Origin of the sequence: Arcicella aquatica, assembly GCF_034928825.1 — a bacterium.
Taxonomy (GTDB): Bacteria; Bacteroidota; Bacteroidia; order Cytophagales; family Spirosomataceae; genus Arcicella; species Arcicella aquatica.
Genome location: NZ_JAYFUL010000045.1, coordinates 1 through 19,312, shown reverse-complemented (window position 1 = coordinate 19,312; position 19,312 = coordinate 1). Strand labels below are relative to the sequence as shown.

The following is a 19,312-nucleotide window of genomic DNA, read 5'->3' as shown; positions in this document are numbered from 1 at the left end:
TAGCAATGTTAAAAACATAAAAAGGAAACAGGAAAAATACATTGGGTCGGGATATCTTTCACAAAGTAGTACAAGGTATTAATTATTATGTAAGGCGTACCAAGATGTTTCAATTATCATAAATAGAACATCGTTTAGAATATTTGAATAAATACAATTAAAATTCCATACAATGAAAAATAGGATATTGCTTTTTTTTCTTATTGGCTTAATGATTAACTATTGCAACGTTTTTGCTCAACCGCCACGTGGGCCTTTGGTGGTTTCTCCACAGGTGAACCTTGATAAAACCGTCACGTTTCGTTATCAGTCTCTTTTGGCAAAGGATGTAAAACTGAATGCCCAATTTGAAAAATCGCCTTTATCAATGACTAAAGATGCTCAGGGAATTTGGAGTGTGACTGTTGGTCCTGTTAATCCAGATATTTATCCTTATAGTTTCCAAGTTGATGGTGTTACAGTGATGGATCCTGCCAATGTCGCATTTTTCCCTAACGAACGATTTAAGGCTAGTCTTGTAGAAATTCTCAATACACCTCCTTCAATATACGCTATCAAAGATGTGCCACATGGCACTGTCAGTTACGATTATTATCCTTCTATTTCAGGGACAGCAGGCTCGTTAGTAGTTTATACTCCACCCGGATATGCTAAAAATTACAAGGTTAAGTACCCTGTGTATTACCTCATTAGTGGAACTACAGATACCGAAGAAACTTTTTTTAAAGTAGGAAAAGTAAACTTCATCATGGATAATTTGATAGCCGAAGGTAAGGTAAAACCAATGATAATTGTAATGCCTTATGGGAATATCGCTGCCAGACTGACTGAACAATTGGGTGGTCAAAAACCAGCTGACCCTATTGTACGTGATGATGCTGATGGGGTGAAACGTGCCAAAGACTTTGAGAATGATTTGATAAAAAACATATTACCTTATATCGAGCATAATTATCATATTGAAAATAACCGTGAGAGTCGTGCTATTGGTGGGTTTTCTCGTGGGGGAGGACAAACCTTAAGAACAGCATTTAACAATATGAATACCTTCGCTTGGGTCTGTAGCTATAGCTCATACCTTTCGCCAGCAGAAATGGATAAAAGTTTCGGGCATATAACGAGTAATGCGCCAAATACTAACAAGCAATTAAAATTACTATGGACAAGTGTTGGTAACGAAGACTTTTTGTACAAGGGAGCTGTAGAGTTTATGGATTATTTATCTGCTAAAAATATAAACTATAAGAAATATATCAACGATGGCGGTCATACTTGGATGAATGTGAAGAAATATCTTAATGAAACCCTACCACTATTGTTTAAATAACAAAAAGTAGCATCTCAAAAAGTATAGCATAATTCTAAAGCAATTATCTAAAGTATTCAAACGAATCAAAACCATGAAACGAATAAATTACCTCTTTCAAGTCTTATTGTTTTCTACTGTTACGGTTTTAGCACAACGACCACCGTCAATTAGTTCACCAGATGTACATGCTGATAATAGTGTTACTTTTAGGTATTTTTCTAAAGTCGCACAGAAAGTCACGCTTGTTGGTGAGTTTTTAGCCAATCCTGTTGCATTTAAAAAGGATACTTCGGGGATTTGGAGTGTGACTGTACCCGCTATTAAACCAGATATATATCCATATAGTTTTTTTGTAGATAGTGTACAAATAGCAGACCCTAACAATACTTATATCTTTGCCAACGAAAGATTCAAGCGCAGTATCGTAGATATTAAAGGTGATAAACCCCTTGTTCATTCCCTTCAAAATGTACCTCATGGAAAAATTAATTATTGCTATTATAAATCTTCAACCTTAGGGATTACTCGACAATTGCTTGTATATACTCCTCCGGGCTATGACGCTTTTTCTGGCAATAAATATCCAGTTTTATACTTAATACATGGTGGTTCTGATACAGAAGAAACATGGACAAAAGTGGGGCGTGCAAACCTTATCGCCGATAACCTCATAGCAGCGGGAAAAGCTAAACCCATGATTATTGTGATGCCGTATGGTAATGTCAGACCAGCACCAATGCCAGACTTTACTAAAGATGTTATCAATGACATCATTCCATATATAGAGAACAATTATTCCGTACTAACGGATAGTAAAAATCGGGCAGTAGCAGGCTTTTCAGTAGGAGGGGGACAAACCCTTAATATTGGGCTAACTAATACGGATAAATTCGCTTATGTGTGTTCTTATGCACCATATACAGCAACAGAGGAATTTAAAAAGAATTTTACTGACTGGAATCCAGATGCTACAAAAATAAATAAGCAATTAAAATTATTTACAATTAGCGTTGGAACTGAAGATTTTTTATATGAAAGTGTAAAGCAGAATATTGCGATGTTTCAAGAAAAGAAAATTAAAATAGCCCCCCTCATAGTATCGGGAGGACATACTTGGATGAATTGTAAATTATTTTTAGCCAACTCTTTACCACAACTCTTTAAATAAAAGCATCATTTATTCGCCTAAGTAGAAATTACATATTTAGTCTAAAACAACAACATAATTAAGCTTTTAATAATACAAATATGAAAAAAACAATAGTAAGTTTTTCTATATTTTTTCTAATGAACCTTATGGTTTATGCACAGAAAATAGAAAAAGAAGGCCCAAAAGGCTTTGACCAAGTAAGAACGGGAATTGCTACGGGCAAATTAGATACCATAAAATATGAATCTAAAACCGTAGGTACTACTCGAAAAGCCTTAGTATATACGCCGCCTGGTTTTAACAAAAAAACAAAATATCCTGTATTATACCTTTTGCATGGTATTGGTGGCGATGAAAAAGAGTGGCTCAACGGTGGAAAACCTCAGGTAATTTTAGATAATCTATATGCTGAAGGAAAAATACAACCGATGATTGTGGTAATGCCTAATGGCCGTGCGATGAAAGACGACCGCGCCGTTGGCAATATTATGGCTCCTGATAAAGTACAGGCTTTTGCTACTTTTGAAAAAGATTTATTGAACGACTTGATTCCTTTTGTTGAAAAAAGCTATCCGACTTTAACAGACCGTGAAAACCGCGCGATTGCTGGACTTTCGATGGGTGGTGGGCAATCACTTAATTTTGGTTTAGGAAATTTAGACAAATTTGCATGGGTTGGAGGTTTTTCGTCTGCACCCAATACCAAAGTTCCACAAGAATTAGTTCCGAATCCTGAAGAGGCCAAAAAGAAACTTAAACTCCTTTGGATTTCGTGTGGTGATAACGACGGATTGCTTTCTTTTAGCAAACGGACACACGATTATCTATACCAAAACGATGTACCACATATTTACTACCTCGAGCCTGGTGTACACGATTTCAAAGTTTGGAAAAATGGGTTATATATGTATACACAATTTTTGTTCAAGCCTGTTGATGTTTCATCTTTTAATAAATATACTATTTTAGGTACTCCTGCCAGCACGAATATTCGCAATGGTCAGTATCCTCAGATTCTTCCCGACAATCGTGTAGTTTTCAAGGTAAAAGCACCAAATGCCCAAAAAGTACAAATTGATTTAGGTAAAAAATACGATATGGTAAAAGATACCAGCGGAGTTTGGCATGTTACAACCGATTCTATTAGTCGTGGATTTCATTATTATTCATTAGTGATAGATGGCGTGTCCCTTGTCGACCCTGCTAGCGAAACGTTTTACGGGATGAGTCGCCAAGCAAGTGGCATTGAAATTCCGTATAAAGAAGGAGGTTTTTATGCTTTGAAAGACGTACCTCATGGCGATATTCGTATCAAAAAGTATTTCTCGAAAGCTAGTAATTCATGGCGTGAAATGTATGTTTACACTCCGCCAGGATATGACAAATCAACTGAAAAATATCCAGTTTTATACCTATTGCATGGTGGTGGCGAAGACCAACGTGGTTGGGCTACACAAGGACGTACAGACTTAATATTGGATAACTTAATTGCTGAACAAAAGGCCAAACCAATGGTAATTGCCATGCTCGACGGTAATGTTGGTGGGCAAGGTGGCATAGCCAATTTTGGTGAAACACAATTACGAGCTTTTGAAAATGAATTGAAAAATGGCGCTATTCCTTTTGTAGAAAGTAATTTCAAAGTAGAAACCGATGCCCAACATAGAGCTTTGGCGGGTCTTTCGATGGGAGGTTTACAAACACTTTATGCAGGCATCAAGAATACCAATATGTTTTCGTACTTGGGCGTATTCAGCTCTGGATGGTGGGCAAATAATCCTAAACTAACAGACCCTCAGTATGATTTTATGAAGAATAATGCGACAACAATCAATACTAACCTTAAAGAATTGTGGGTTTCTATGGGAGGTAAAGAGGATATAGCACACAATAATTGTAAAATAATGTTGGGCAAATTTGATGAAATGGGTATCAAATACAAATACAGCGAATATGCAGGTGGACATACTTGGCCTGTTTGGCGACATGATATTTTCCAATTTTCACAAGTATTATTTAAGTAAATTTTAAATTATCAATATCCAGTAAAGAAATATTGGATATTGATAATTGAGTAAATCATTCCGAAATAACAAGGATAATTTACTCATCAATCTATTAAAATGAAAAACAACATATTTTTTTCAATAGCATTCAGCTTATTCTATTTAACCAGTAATGCTCAAAATGCCAGTACTCAAGTGGCAAGTCCTGATAAGAACATTGTAGTCACTTGTGATGTAAAACAAGCATCTTACAGTATCGAATACAAGGGAGAAACAGTACTCGGTAATTCAAAGTTGGGGGTAATCCGTGAAGATGAAGATTTCTCAAAAAATCTACAATTGATAAAATCGTCTACCCCTAAAGTAGTCAAAGACAATTATTTAATAAGTACCGCTAAAAAAAGCCATATTACGTATATAGCCACTGAAAAAGTATGGGAAACCAAAACGGCATCGGGGAAAAAGATGAATATTGTATTTAGGGTATCAAATGACGGTGTGGCTTTTCGTTATGAATTTCCTGAAAAATCTACAGATATTAAAAAGATTGTTGCCGAAGCGACTAGCTTCCATTTTAATGAAGGTTCAAGAGCTTGGTTACAACCCAAAACAGAAGCCCAAACAGGTTTTGAACATACCAATCCTTCCTACGAAGCGCATTATGAAATAGATATACCTACAGGTAAATCATCTCCTGGACCTAATGGATGGATATATCCAGCTTTGTTCAAAACGAACAATACGTGGTTATTGATAACTGAAGCAGCGTTAGACAGAACTTACTGTGGTACGGCTTTACAACAAAAATCGCCTGATAGCGAATACAAAATAAACTTTCCACAAAGTCCCGAAGTATTCACGAATGGCACTGCAACATTAAACCCTGAATCTGCATTACCTTGGAAAACCCCTTGGCGAATCATCGCAATAGGGAGTTTAAAAACCATCTCAGAGTCAACTTTAGGTACAGACTTGGCATTGCCTGCTAAAAAAATGGATGCTGACTTTATCAAACCCGGTAAATCATCATGGAGTTGGATTTTAGACAAAGACGATTCTACCGTTTATAAGGCACAGAAAAAATACATAGATTTTGCAGCCGACATGAAATGGCAATATTGTTTGATAGATGCTAATTGGGACGCCACCATTGGATATGATTCTGTAAAAGTATTGGCAGACTATGGCAAAACAAAAAATGTAGGACTACTTCTTTGGTATAATTCGGCTGGTAGCTGGAATACAGTAAAATTTACGCCAAGAGATAAATTACTTACTCACCAAAGCAGAGTAGAGGAATTTAGCAGAATCCAAAAAATGGGCATAAAAGGTGTTAAAATAGATTTTTTTGCTGGAGACGGTCAATCTATGATTAACTATTATCAGGATATATTAGAAGATGCCGCTACCTATCACTTATTAGTTAACTTTCATGGAGCTACTTTGCCCAGAGGTTTACACCGTACTTACCCTAATCTCATGACTACTGAGGCTGTTGATGGCTATGAAATGATAACTTTTTCACAACAAGCTGCCAATAAAGCTCCAGAACATTCGGTAATGATTGCGATGGTTCGTAATGCTTTCGACCCTATGGACTTTACACCCATGAATTTATACAAAATACCTCGTATAAAACGTGTAACTACTTCGGCTTTTGAATTAGCAACCTCTGTTGTCTTCTTATCGGGAATACAACATTATGCCGAACGCCCTGAAGGCATGAAACACGTACCTGAGTATGTAAAAGACTTTTTGAGAAATTTGCCTGATACTTGGGATAACGTTAAATTTATTGATGGCTATCCTGGTAAATTGTACGTTGTAGCAAGAGAATCCGCTGGGAAATGGTATGTAGCAGGTATTAATGGAGAAAATACAGAGAAATCCCTTAGTCTAGATTTAAGTTTTTTCAAAAACAAAAAAGGTACTTTAATTAAAACAGGTAAAAACGAGATAGCAAACGAGCCTTCTTTTGAACAAAGCAATATAACCATTCCTTCTGATGGAAAATTAGATATTATCTTAAAAGGAAATGATGGCTTTGTGATTGTGTTCGAATAAATATCGTTTTTCAAGAGTACTATTTTCTTCATGATTATAGCAAAATAGTACTCTTGAAATTTAAATCGATCTTAAGGATTAACCTAGCTATTCGTATTATAATTTATCTTATGTTAAATAGTATATTCAATATACACTTTTCCGCCTATTTCAATTTCCTCGACTTCAATAGCCACTTCACCCCTACTGCTAAGAAATTACCAAAGTAGCATCCATAGTTTCTGACCCTATGCCATCGCCTTTTGCTATTGTGATTCGTGTCATGTTGAGTTGCTTTTATTTTTTGACACTGCAAATTCTAAAAAGCCATTCTTATATTTTTATTTATATTTGTAAGCATAATCATTAAATATATTTATGAATTATACCTTACATCAGCTACAAGTATTCTTGAAAGTAACCCAAACTCAGAGTATCACAAAGGCTTCGGAAGAGCTGCATTTAACACAACCAGCGGTATCTATACAGCTCAGAAATTTTCAAGATCAATTTGATATTCCCTTAACAGAAGTAGTTGGCAGAAAGCTATTTATCACAGATTTTGGGAAAGAAATCGCTATTGCTGCCGAGCGAATTTTGGATGAAGTAAATGCCATTAATTTAAAGACATTGACTTACAAAGGACAGCTCACGGGTCGGCTAAAACTTTCAGTAGTTTCTACAGGAAAATATATCATTCCGTATTTCTTGGCAGATTTCTTGAAACAACATGAAGGTATAGAATTGATTTTGGATGTAACCAACAAAGCCAAAGTATTGGAAAGTTTAGAGAACAATGAGGTAGATTTTTCTTTAGTTTCAGTACTGCCCGTTAATCTTCAAGTTGAAAAAGAGGACTTGATGCAAAACAAACTATTTTTGGTCGGCAACAAACAAGTAGTTTTTGACAATAAGTACTATGAAAAAGACATCTTTGAAACGCTTCCTCTTATTTATCGTGAAAAAGGGTCTGGAACTAGACATACGATGGAAAAATATGTTGAAGAGAATAAAGTTTCAGTCAGAAAAAAGATGGAACTGACTTCCAACGAAGCAGTAAAGCAAGCAGTGATTGCGGGTTTGGGTTATTCAATAATGCCATTGATTGGTATAAAAAATGAGCTACTCAACGGAGATTTACAAATCATACCCGTCAACGGATTACCCATCGTTACTACTTGGCATTTGATTTGGATGAAAGGAAAAAATTTCTCTCCAGTCGCAAAAGCTTTTCTGAATTATCTTCAAGAAGAAAAAATAAAAATAATTCATGATAAATTTAATTGGTTTGAAAAGTTTTGAAGTAAAGACAAATAAAGACAGTTTTCAATAATCAGAGAAATCTCCTTGTCTGATAAACTGAAAATCGTGTCTGTGACTTCGCTCATAACGCTTATTTATATACGTTGCTCTTGTAAAAGCATCAAAATTATATGTTTAATAAAATAATATCTATGGGCTTTATATAGTAATGGCAAATAAGTACTACATTTGTATTCAAAATCAACTAATGACAGTTTTTCATTGCAAGAAAATGAATGGTAATACTATTAAACACACGTTAGCAAGGTATCAATAATGATGAGTTGCTATATAGTAAATGTCATTGAGTTATTATATCGGGGAAGGCGTTACGGCAAATCGTAACGCCTTTTTTTACCCTAAAATTTATAAAAAATAAAGAATAATTAGTAATCTAAAAAACAAATGGTTAGTAGCATCAACAAACTAAAAATTCAATAGAAATCTAATGATTGAAATTAAAAATATCTCCAAAACTTTTCATCAGGAAAAACAATCATTCAAGGCACTTGATGAAGTAAGTTTAAATATAGAACAAGGTGATATCGTCGGAATCATCGGTTTTTCAGGTGCGGGGAAAAGTACGCTGATTCGGTCAGTTAATTTGTTAGAAAAACCCGACCAAGGTCAAATTATCATCAATGGAAAAGATTTAACGACGTTAAATAATAGGGAATTGGCGAGAGAACGTAAAAAAATCGGAATGATTTTCCAGCATTTTAACCTTCTTTCTTCCAGAACTGTTTTTGACAATGTTGCATTGCCCTTAGAATTGGATAATACCAGCAAATCGGAAATTGCAGAAAAAGTAAACCAACTTTTAAAAGTTGTAGGCTTGGAAGATAAAGCAAAAGATTATCCCAAAAGCCTTTCTGGTGGACAAAAACAGCGGGTTGCCATCGCCAGAGCTTTGGCAAATGACCCCTATTTACTGCTTTGCGATGAAGCCACAAGCGCATTAGACCCCGTTACAACGCAATCCATTTTACAACTATTAAAAGACATCAATCAAAGATTGAAGATCACCATTTTACTGATTACTCATGAAATGGACGTGATAAAGGCCATCTGCAATCACGTTGCCGTGATAGACAAGGGAAAACTTATTGCAAAAGGAACGTTGGAGGAAATCGTATCAAATAAAGAAAACCCTATCATCAAGCAATTTATAATTCCTAAAACAGCGACGATTCCTCAATCTTTAAGCAGCCAATTACAACCAGAACTATCGGTAGGTTTGTTTCCCTTGCTGGAAATCGAATTAAATGGTCAAATTTCGTTTGAACAACTTTTATCCGTTGTACACAGCGACTATAAAATTCCCTACAAATTGTTTTCGGCAGAAGTGGAATATTTGGGTAAATCCAATTTTGGAAAATTATTCTTGTCCTTACAAGGAGGTTCGGATGAAAATGAAAAAGTGATTCAGTATTTCAATCAAAATAACATTCAAAACACCATTAAAGGATATGTTTGAGCAAACAACTATTTCATTGCTTTTAAAAGGAATTTGGGAAACGGTTTTTATGACGTTTACATCAGGATTTTTTGGTTTTTTAATCGGACTTCCTTTGGGAGTCATTTTGTTTCTTACGAAAAAAGGGCAGCTACTTGAAAATAGTTCCTACAACCGTATATTATCGGTATTGGTAAACGTATTCCGTTCCATTCCTTTTATCATTTTAATCGTGTGGCTCATACCATTTACAAGAGCATTGGTAGGCACCTCCATTGGCGTAAATGCAGCGTTGGTTCCGTTGAGTATTGGTGCGGCACCATTCATAACACGATTGGTAGAAAACAGTTTACTCGAAGTGCCAAACGGATTGATAGAAACTGCCAGAGCATTAGGTGCAAGTCCTTTACAAATTGTTATCAAAGTATTGCTACCTGAAGCATTGCCTTCCTTAATAAATAATGCAAGCATCACGCTGATTACATTAGTCGGATATTCTGCCATGGGCGGTGCTGTTGGTGCGGGCGGATTGGGACAAATTGGTTACCAATATGGTTATGTCGGGTACGATGCTTTTATTATGAATACGGTTTTGGTTTTATTGATAACATTAGTATTTATCATACAGTTTTCGGGCGATAAACTTTCAAAAAGATTTAATCACAGATAAAACAAATAGAAAATGAGAAAAATAGGATTATTATGCTTGGTTACCGCAGGATTATTATTGTTTAATTCTTGCGGAAATTCAAAAAAGAATGACCCAAATTATATCAGAGTTGGTATTACTTCGGGTTTAGAACAAGAAATTGCCGAAGCTGCCAAAAAAGAAGCCAAAGAAAAATATAATTTGGAAGTAGAATTGATTGCGTTCAATGATTATGTTATTCCAAACGAAGCCTTGAACAATGGTGAGATTGACATAAATGCCTTTCAGCACGTTCCATATTTGGAAGAACAATCCAAACAACGTGGCTACAAATTGGCGGTTGTGGGCAATACGTTTGTTTACCCAATTGTGGCGTATTCCAAAAAAATTAAAAACATTTCTGAACTGCAAAACGGTAGTACGATTGTAATTCCAAACGACCCGACCAATGGCGGACGTTCATTACTGCTTTTACAAAAAAACGGTTTGCTGAAACTGAAAGAAAATGTCGGGCTTTTGCCAAAGGTGACAGACATTATTGAAAATCCGAAACAATTGAAAATTCTGGAAATAGAAGCTCCGCAATTACCCACAGTCTTGGATGACAAAGAAGTTACGATTGCTATTATCAATAACAATTTTGCTGCACAAGCTGGATTAGACCCTGATGAATTAGGCATTATGAAAGAAGAGAAAGAGTCACCTTATGTCAATGTGATAGTAGCAAGAGAAGACAACAAAAACGATGAAAAAGTAAAAAAATTCGTAAAAGCTTATCAGTCAGAAGCAGTAGAAAAAGCAGCCGAAAAAGCTTTTAAAGGTCGTGCAATAAAGGGTTGGTAGTCTTCAAAGATTGAATTTTTACTTTAAATTTAGCTAAAAAAATGGGAGGCGAATTTGATTATAAAGAATTTCACGATATACTCGTGACGTCTGATACGCATGCAGATATTTGTAATTTTTTATGAATTTGAGCAATACGCACAACCACATTAACTACATTGAACTTCACAATATCAAAATTTCCTTTTTGAATATTGTGAAGTTCACGCTTCCAAACCACTGTATTCTGTGATACTAAATGATGCTACACCGTGGGCAAGAGATAGAAGCTGTTTAATTTCTTGTTTCTTATTTTTCACCACCACCCAATGTTCGATATAAATCAGTGATGGCATTAAACTTTTCTTTTTTGATTTCTATGGCTTCCAATTCATTTTGTAAAGAATTGTTCTGTGTAGTAATTACTTCTAAATAAGTAGCCATTCCACTTTTATAAAGCATAAATACATCATTCGTAGCTTTTGTGAGTGATGCTTTTTTTTGTTTAACTAAGCCCATTCTTTCATCTGCATACTTAGCTCTGGCAAGGGCATCAGATACCTCACCTACTGCTGTTAATAGCGATTGTTTAAAAGCACTTACTGCTTTTTCTTGATCTATGACGGCAATATCATAAGCTGTTTTAAGCGATTTTTTCATAAAAATTGGCTGAGTTAAATTGACACCAATATTTTTCACGATAGAACCTGGCAGATTAAACCATGTATCAAGCTTAAAAGAATTCACCCCTACAGATGGCGTAAAACTGATACTTGGATACATGGCAATATTGGCAATATTCCTTTTTGCATTGGCTGAGACAACGGCGTATTCTGCTGATTTTACGTCAGGTCGGCGACTCAAAAGCATGGCTGGAACGCCCAAAGGAAATATGGCAGAAGGCATGACATTATCTATAATGCCAACTCTTGCAATGCTGCTAGGGTATTCTCCACACAAAATATTAAGTGCATTTTCTTGTATTGCAATATTTTGTAAAGCTAATGGCACTAACAATTCTGCTGTTTTTTTCTGTGCCTCTGTCTGTTCAACTGCCAAGGAATTCACTTGTCCAGATTTATATTGAATCCGAATCATCGCTAGAGTGCTATCTCCCAAAACAATGTTACGTTTTGCTACTTTCAATTGTTCGTCGAGTGCTATTAAGTTATAATAGGCTTGAGCAACCTGAACGATGAGCCTAGTTTTCAAGGCTGAAAGGTTTTCTTTTTGTGCAAAATAGTTGGCAAGTGAAGCCTCTCTATGTATTTTGGCTTTCCCCCAAATATCAGCTTCCCAAGAAAGTCTTAAGCTGGCAGCATAGTCATCCATGTAACTTGTTCCCAAAAATTGTTCGGTCAACGAACCGTTAAGAGAACTTTTAGAAAGCCAATTTCTATTTGCACCAACGTTCAAATCTACAGATGGATAAAGCCCTAATTTTGACTGTTTGTACATCAAATCCAACTGTTGCATATTCATCACTGCCACAGCAATTTCATTATTTTTCTGAAGTGCTTTTTCAATGAGATTTACCAATATTGTATCTTTAAAAAATGTCCTCCAAGGCAATTGAATGGTATCAGCTGTTACAGTAACAGTTTCTCTATACTGTTCAGGAATGTTTAAGTTCGCACGGCTATATTTCTTCTCAATCATGCAAGAAGAAAGTAGTAATGATATAATAACGCTTAGGAATATATGTATTTTTGATAATTTCATTTTAGGTCATTTCAAGATTAAAATTCTTAGTTTTTCCTTGCTACTTTTTCTTGTAAGTATTGGAATAACATAAACAATAAAGGAATAACAATTACGCCCAAAACCACACCACTTAGCATGCCCATTGCGGCACTAGTACTGATAGAATGATTTCCCGTTGCGGTGCCTCCTTTTGAAAACATCAGTGGAATCATTCCTACAATGAATGCGAGTGATGTCATCACGATTGGTCTTAATCTGGCTTTGGAAGCATCTAATGCTGCATCCAGAATAGATAGTCCTGCACGCCTACGTTGTACAGCAAATTCTACTATCAAAATAGCATTTTTGGCTAATAGACCAATCAGCATAATAATCCCAATCTGTACATAAATGTTATTGTCTAAACCAATACTTTTAATACCAATGTAAGCTCCCAGAATCCCCGTTGGAATAGATAATAAAACCGCAAGAGGCAATAAATAACTTTCGTACTGAGCTGATAATAGTAAATACACGAAGAGTAAACAAAGCCCCAAAATGGCTATCGTCTGATTCCCTGCCGATTTTTCTTCTAAGCTCAGGCCTGTCCATTCGTAGCTATAATCTGTTGGCATTTTATCCAAAACGGCTTCCAAACGTTCCATCAAAGCTCCGTTACTTATTCCGGGCATAGCATTGATATTAATTGTCAATGCATTATAAAGATTATAGCGACTTACCGATTCAGGGCCATATACTTTATGCAACGAGATAATTGATTTTACAGGAATCATTACACCCTTATCGTTTCGAACAAAAATTTCATCAAAAGCTTGTTCGTCCATTCTAAATACACCATCTGCTTTGATATTTACCCGATAAAATTTCCCAAATCTTGAAAAATTTAAAGATTGGTCACCCGAGAAATAGCTTTGAACCGTACCTAAAATACCATTAATATTAAGCCCCATTTGTTTGGCTTTGTCTTCATCTACTTCCAGCTCTAATTGTGGATAATCAGCACGGAACATAGTATAGGCTAATTGCACGCCAGAAACCTTCATTAAGTCGGCAATTACTTTATCAGCCTGAGCTTTCAATGCTACAGAACTACGACCTTGACGATCTTGTAATACAATTTCAGCGCCGTTCGTAACGCCATATCCATCTACTGGAGGCATTCTCATCGTGAGGATTCCTCCCTCCTTAGCGACAGATAGTTTAGCATCAACAACCTTCATCAATTCGTCGATGTCTTGGATTTTTCCTCGCTCTGTTCTGGGTTTAAATTTGACAAAACCTACTGCATAAGCAGGGCTTGTACTGTTGGTCATCAGGTTAAAGCCAGTAATGGTGGTATTATCTTCAATGGCTTCTATTTCAGACAAAAGCTTGTTGATTTTATCGGCTACTTTGGTTGTAGGAGTCAACGCCGTACCCGGAGGCATACTGAGTACGTATGTGAACATACTATCATCTTCCATAGGCACAAAGCTTTTGGGGGTACTCATAATGGCCCAAGTAGCCACACTCATTATTGACACCACAAAGCCGACAGCCAACCATTTGTGTATTGCCAAGAAACGAATACTCTTTACATAGCGGTTAGTAAGATTATCAAAACCTGCATTGAAACCAGAAAAAAAGCGTTTACTAAAACCTACCTTAGTATTACTTTCACTATGCGTATTTTTCAAGAGTAAAGCACATAAAGCAGGTGTTAGTGTCAGGGCATTTACAGCTGAAATAATGATGGCAATAGCCAGTGTATAAGCAAATTGCTTATAAAAAATTCCTGCTGAACCCGTCATAAAACCAATCGGAATAAATACCGCAGACATCACAAGCGTAATAGAAACTACAGCACCTGTAATTTCCCCCATTGCAGAATGTGTCGCTTCTTTCCCACTTAAATGAGTCCCTTCCATTTTACTATGAACCGCTTCCACAACTACAATGGCATCATCTACCACGATTCCAATGGCTAAAACTAAGGCAAAAAGGGTCAATACATTAATCGTAAAACCCAGTACGAGCAAAAAGAAAAACGTTCCGATAATGGCTACAGGTACAGCAATTGCAGGAATAATCGTAGAACGAAAATCTTGCAAAAATAGAAATACCACTAAGAATACAAGAACAAAGGCTTCAAACAATGTTGATTTTACCTGACTAGTTGCTTCGTCCAGTTTTTCCTTCGTACTCATTAATTTCGAGTATTTTATACTTGGAGGAAACGATTTGGACAGTCGTTCAATTTCTTTATCTATTCCTATTTCGATTTCATTAGCGTTCGAACCTGTTGTTTGTAAAATAGCAATAGTAGCCGTATTCCTTCCGTTTGAAGTACTATTGCCACTGTAAGAAATTGCTCCAAATTCAACTCGTGCTACATCTTTCAAACGAATAATATTATTCCCAGCATTCTTAACAACAATATTATCATAGTCTTCAGGTAGATTCTTTTTCCCTTTATAACGAATTACATACTCTAAAGCAGCGTTAGATTCTTCACCCAATTTTCCGGGGGCAGCTTCTAAGCTTTGTTCGGCAATGGCGTTACTGATGTCTGCAGGAACTAAATTATAATTAGCCATTTGGCGAGGGTTGAGCCAAATACGCATGGAATAATCCTTTGTTCCAAAAACCATGGCTTGCCCTACGCCCGGAACTCTTTTGATTTGCGGAATAAGGTTAATATTGGCATAATTCTGCAAAAACTTTTCATCGTATTTTTTATTATCTTCTGTAAACAAGTTGAATATCATAATCATGCTATTCTGTTGTTTGGAAGTAGTGAGCCCCATCCTAATTACTTCTTGTGGCAAAATCGGTGTAGCTTGTTGCACACGATTTTGTACATTTACTGCTGCTTGGTCCGCATTTACGCCTTGTTTGAAGATGATTGAAATTGAAAATGTTCCATCATTACTAGCTGTAGATTTGATGTACTGCATATTTTCTACTCCATTGATTTGCTCTTCGAGTGGCGTAACAACAGAACGAATTACGGTTTCACTATTACCTCCTGGATATGAACCCGACACCATGACTGTTGGAGGTGAAATGTCTGGAAATCGTGTAACGGAAAGTCTATCAAGTCCGACAATCCCTAACACCACAATTACGATAGAAATTACCGTCGCCAAAACGGGTCTATCTATTATTCTTTTTAACATGTTTTTTCAATTTTGAAATGCACCTATTTTCCCAATGAACTTTTTGTAATTTTAGGAATAACCGTCATTCCTTCATTCAATACATCAATACTAGTGAGGGCAATTTTCTCACCTTCACTAATTCCAGATTTTACGATATAATTACTACCAGATTTACCTTCTATTTCAAAAGGCTTCATGGCTACTTTGTTGCTATCAGCCAAGGAGAAAACAAAGTATTTGTCTTGAATATCTTTGACACTTGCCATTGGTACTAATAGTGCAGTATGATAAGCTTTTTGTAAAATCACACCAGCAGAACCTCCCGAACGTAGTAATTTATCAGGATTAGGGAAAATGGCTTTCAAGGCAATGCTTCCGGTAGTGCGGTCGATATTCCCACTAGCAAATTCTAATTTACCTTTGTGTGCATATTCGCTACCGTCGGCCATCACCAATGAAACTGTATTTATGTTTTTTTGTAACCCTTTTTCTTTCATAAAAGCGATATAATCTGCTTCTGTGAGCGAGAAATAAACAAAAATCTGATTAATGTCTGAAAGGGTTGTAAGAGGAACAAGGTCTGTGGGGGTTACCAAATTGCCGATTCTGTTAGGAATTCTACCTATATAACCGCTAATCGGAGCTTTTATTAAGCTAAATTCTGCATTGATTTTAGAAGAATTTAACATGGCTTTTGCTTGGGTTACTTGTGCTGAAGCAGCTTCGTAATTGGCTTCAGCCGTTTGTAATTGGATTTCAGAAACTACTTTTCCTTCTACCAAAGGGCGAATCTTTTCAACTTCCAATTTGGCATTGGCCTGTGCTGCCAAGGCAGCTTTGAGTGTTGCCGAGCTATTATTCACCTGCTCATTGAACACCTCTGCTTTAATTTTGAAAAGTGCTTGCCCCTTTTGTACATAATCGCCCTCCTTGACGAATATCTTCTCTAAATAGCCTGATACTTGTGCTTTTAAATCAACATTGACCGACCCTTCAATGGCTCCGGGATATTTTTTGGCAACATCAGCATTTGCAATGCTTATTTGAAGGAAATCAACTGTTAGAGGTAGTTGCTCAGGCTGTTCTTGAGCTTGTTCTTTACAAGAAAAAAACATTAAAGAACAGAGCAGAAATATCATTCCTTTAAAAGTATTCCTTGTTTTAGACGTGAGTTTTAACATTGAGTATAAGGATTAATTTATACTACAAAGGAAGTTTCACTGGCTCATTAATTATGGAGAAAATCACTGAACCGTATATTTTTACTCCTGAATTGAAGATTTACCTTCCCGAATTTTGAAGGGAAAAGAATTTGGAAAGAGTGCTTAAAAAAAATGTTGAATTGGATAATAAGGACTTAATAATCCATCCACGACTTGAATAATCCAGCTTTATCCCGACTGATGATTACTTCTACTTCTGTGTTTTTTTCAATGTCAATTTTCAATTTTCCATTGAAATAATTATGTACTTGCTGAATGGCATCAATATGAATGATAATTTGACGATTCGCTCTGAAAAAGGTTTTTGGATTGAGTTGCAATTCAAGTTCTTCCATCGTCAGTGGAATGGTTTCTTCTGAGCCATTAAGAAGTTTGGCTCTGGTGATTTTATGTTTAGAATAGAAGAAGACAATATCACTTACCTGAACCGTTTTATAACCATCTTTGTAAGGAAGTAAAAATCTACTTCTAAAATCTTTTGGCTTTAAAAAATCTAATAATCCTTCTAACGATTTCTGGTGAAAATCGACAGACAAAGCTTCCAATTTTGTAAAGGATGTCAGTAATTCTTCTTGTTCAACGGGTTTCAACAAATAATCAATACTATTGTATTTGAATGCTTTTACGGCATATTCGTCATAAGCCGTTGTAAAAATGATTGGGCAGTTTATCTTTACTTGTTCAAAAATTTCAAAACTCAGTCCGTCCGACAATCTTACGTCCATCATCACCACATCTGGTTTTTCATGTTTATTGAACCAAATCACACTGTCGGAAATACTATCTAATACCTCAAGGATAGTAGCTTTGGGTCTGATTACTTTAATCAACCGTTCCAATCTATCCGCATTAGGTTTTTCGTCTTCTACTATCAGTATTTTCTCTATCATTGTTTTATTAACGGAATTTTTACTTTAAACGTAGTTTCATCCTTTATAATTTCAGGCTGTTTTTGCCAAAGCAAATCATATCTTCTAATGATATTTTGAATACCAATTCCTGATGATTCAAGCTGATTTTCGATGGGAAGTAATATGTTTTCAACAATTAATGCTTGTTCATCCATATTGTAAATACTAATTTTCAAGGGGTTTTTCTTATTGGTTTTGTTGTGTTTCAAGGCATTTTCTACCAATAATTGTAAGGTCAGTGGTGGCAAATAAAGCTGTTTACTGACGTTGTCAATGTTTACTTCAAATGTTACACCATCACCTATGCGGTTCTTAATCAAAAACATATACGAATTCAGAAACTTCAACTCCTCTTCTAATAGAATTATATCTTTCTTCGAATTGACCAACATATAGCGATATATTTTTGAAAAGTTCTCGGCATATTCATAACCCAATTGTTGATTGACCAATATCAGTTCAGAAAGAACGCTAAGGTTATTGAATACAAAATGGGGGTCTATCTGAAGTTTCAAAGATTGTAGTTCTGCTTCAACAGCGAGTTGGTCAAGTGCGGCAGCTTTCATGGCCGCATTTTTCCAGTTGACAATCAGGTAATTACAAGTATTAATTCCAATAATCATAAAAGCAATAATTACACTGACTACAATCCACTGAAAAAAACCTCTTACTTTGTCAGCCGAGTGGATTTCTATACAAGTTTCAGCCTCATCCATTAATCGGTATAGTTGGTCTAATATGGCAAGGCTTGCGAAAATAATAACCAAGTTTAACCCCGTTTCAATGATTAATCGTTTCAAGGGTTTTTCTGTCCACGAAATCGAATCATTGAGTTTGTTGCTAATGAAGATACTTGACTCTGAGATTAATAAGCAGAAAACAAATGATAAAGCTAAATCTTCTGAAATAGAAAGTACAGAGCGTTTGAAGTAATAACTCCAGTACGAAGAATAAGGATCAATGACGTAAGAAACGAGATTTAATAAGATAAAAGCGAATAACACAATGATTATACGCTTGCCCTTATTGCTTAAAAATGTATCTTTTTTACTTCTCATTTATTAAAAATACTGTGATGGTAGGTTAAATTATTGATGCTGATTCTTGCTTGAAAGATAAGCATTTATATCCTTATTGAATTTAAAGTTTCCAAAATTGAATTATTCTATATTTACTTTCATCTTTTTCTTACTTAACCTACCTAATTCACGACTGAAAGCCCTAATATAATTACTAAACCGTGGACTGTATTTTGATTGTTGGTGTTTAAATCAGACTTCGGCTAATGAGGACTCCTAAACAAAGGAAGTGGTTTTTTTATATTGTCCTTTCAAGACTTACAAAGAAGCTGTTTAAACTTTCTCTTTCGGGTTAAACTAAGTCTTTTAGAATACTTTCACCTTAGAAACGGAAAGTTTAAACAGCTTCAAAATAATAATCACTTATGTGAATAAAAAAGCTAAAGAGATACCTTATAAATTACTCTACCCGATGATTTTTGTTATATATTGATACTGAGTTAGTTGTATTTGAATCCATCGAGTTAATATATTTAAAAGTTCTCTCCATATTTTTGAAAACCCTTGATTTGTATTTC

At 35.6% G+C, this 19,312-nt stretch carries 13 protein-coding genes; 8 read left to right on the top strand and 5 right to left on the bottom strand.

Annotated features, from left to right (window positions below; genetic code table 11):
* Positions 1-172 precede the first annotated feature (172 nt).
* The 8 genes from VB264_RS20145 (at position 173) to metQ (ending at position 10,758) form a co-directional block, all read left to right on the top strand.
* Positions 173-1,327, top strand: a complete 1,155-nt coding sequence (locus VB264_RS20145) for an alpha/beta hydrolase-fold protein (protein ID WP_323252345.1) — start codon at positions 173-175, stop codon at positions 1,325-1,327.
* A 73-nt stretch (positions 1,328-1,400) separates the two neighbouring features.
* Positions 1,401-2,477 (top strand): esterase, encoded by a 1,077-nt coding sequence (locus VB264_RS20140; RefSeq protein WP_323252343.1) that lies wholly within the window; start codon positions 1,401-1,403, stop codon positions 2,475-2,477.
* Positions 2,478-2,557: 80 nt separating this feature from the next.
* Positions 2,558-4,483 carry an alpha/beta hydrolase-fold protein gene (locus VB264_RS20135; RefSeq protein WP_323252341.1) on the top strand — a complete coding sequence of 642 codons (1,926 nt, stop codon included), beginning with the start codon at positions 2,558-2,560 and terminating at the stop codon, positions 4,481-4,483.
* A gap of 99 nt (positions 4,484-4,582) precedes the next feature.
* The gene (locus tag VB264_RS20130; RefSeq protein ID WP_323252339.1) at positions 4,583-6,529 is read left to right on the top strand and encodes a glycoside hydrolase family 97 protein; all 1,947 of its coding nucleotides are present in this window, start codon (positions 4,583-4,585) and stop codon (positions 6,527-6,529) included.
* A gap of 357 nt (positions 6,530-6,886) precedes the next feature.
* Positions 6,887-7,810, top strand: coding sequence for a LysR family transcriptional regulator (locus VB264_RS20125; RefSeq protein ID WP_323252337.1), 924 nt, complete (start codon positions 6,887-6,889; stop codon positions 7,808-7,810).
* A 448-nt stretch (positions 7,811-8,258) separates the two neighbouring features.
* Positions 8,259-9,287 carry a methionine ABC transporter ATP-binding protein gene (locus VB264_RS20120; protein ID WP_323252335.1) on the top strand — a complete coding sequence of 343 codons (1,029 nt, stop codon included), beginning with the start codon at positions 8,259-8,261 and terminating at the stop codon, positions 9,285-9,287.
* Positions 9,280-9,936, top strand: a complete 657-nt coding sequence (gene metI, locus VB264_RS20115; RefSeq protein WP_323252333.1) for a methionine ABC transporter permease MetI — start codon at positions 9,280-9,282, stop codon at positions 9,934-9,936. Before VB264_RS20120 ends, metI begins: the two co-directional genes overlap by 8 nt.
* A 12-nt stretch (positions 9,937-9,948) precedes the next feature.
* A complete protein-coding gene (metQ, locus tag VB264_RS20110) occupies positions 9,949-10,758 on the top strand; it encodes a methionine ABC transporter substrate-binding lipoprotein MetQ (protein ID WP_323252331.1) in 810 nt (269 codons plus the stop codon).
* Positions 10,759-11,046: 288 nt separating this feature from the next.
* On the opposite strand, the gene VB264_RS20105 is transcribed toward metQ, so the two are convergent.
* The 5 genes from VB264_RS20105 to VB264_RS20085 form a co-directional block, all read right to left on the bottom strand.
* A complete protein-coding gene (locus VB264_RS20105; protein WP_323252329.1) occupies positions 11,047-12,459 on the bottom strand; it encodes a TolC family protein in 1,413 nt (470 codons plus the stop codon).
* 26 nt (positions 12,460-12,485) lie between these two features.
* Positions 12,486-15,599, bottom strand: coding sequence for an efflux RND transporter permease subunit (locus VB264_RS20100; RefSeq protein WP_323252326.1), 3,114 nt, complete (start codon positions 15,597-15,599; stop codon positions 12,486-12,488).
* 23 nt (positions 15,600-15,622) lie between these two features.
* Positions 15,623-16,762, bottom strand: coding sequence for an efflux RND transporter periplasmic adaptor subunit (locus VB264_RS20095; protein WP_323252324.1), 1,140 nt, complete (start codon positions 16,760-16,762; stop codon positions 15,623-15,625).
* Between the two features lie 176 nt (positions 16,763-16,938).
* Entirely contained in the window at positions 16,939-17,694 is a 756-nt protein-coding gene (locus VB264_RS20090) for a LytR/AlgR family response regulator transcription factor (protein ID WP_323252322.1), read from the bottom strand.
* The gene (locus VB264_RS20085; protein WP_323252320.1) at positions 17,691-18,773 is read right to left on the bottom strand and encodes a sensor histidine kinase; all 1,083 of its coding nucleotides are present in this window, start codon (positions 18,771-18,773) and stop codon (positions 17,691-17,693) included. Before VB264_RS20085 ends, VB264_RS20090 begins: the two co-directional genes overlap by 4 nt.
* Between the last annotated feature and the right edge of the window lie 539 nt (positions 18,774-19,312).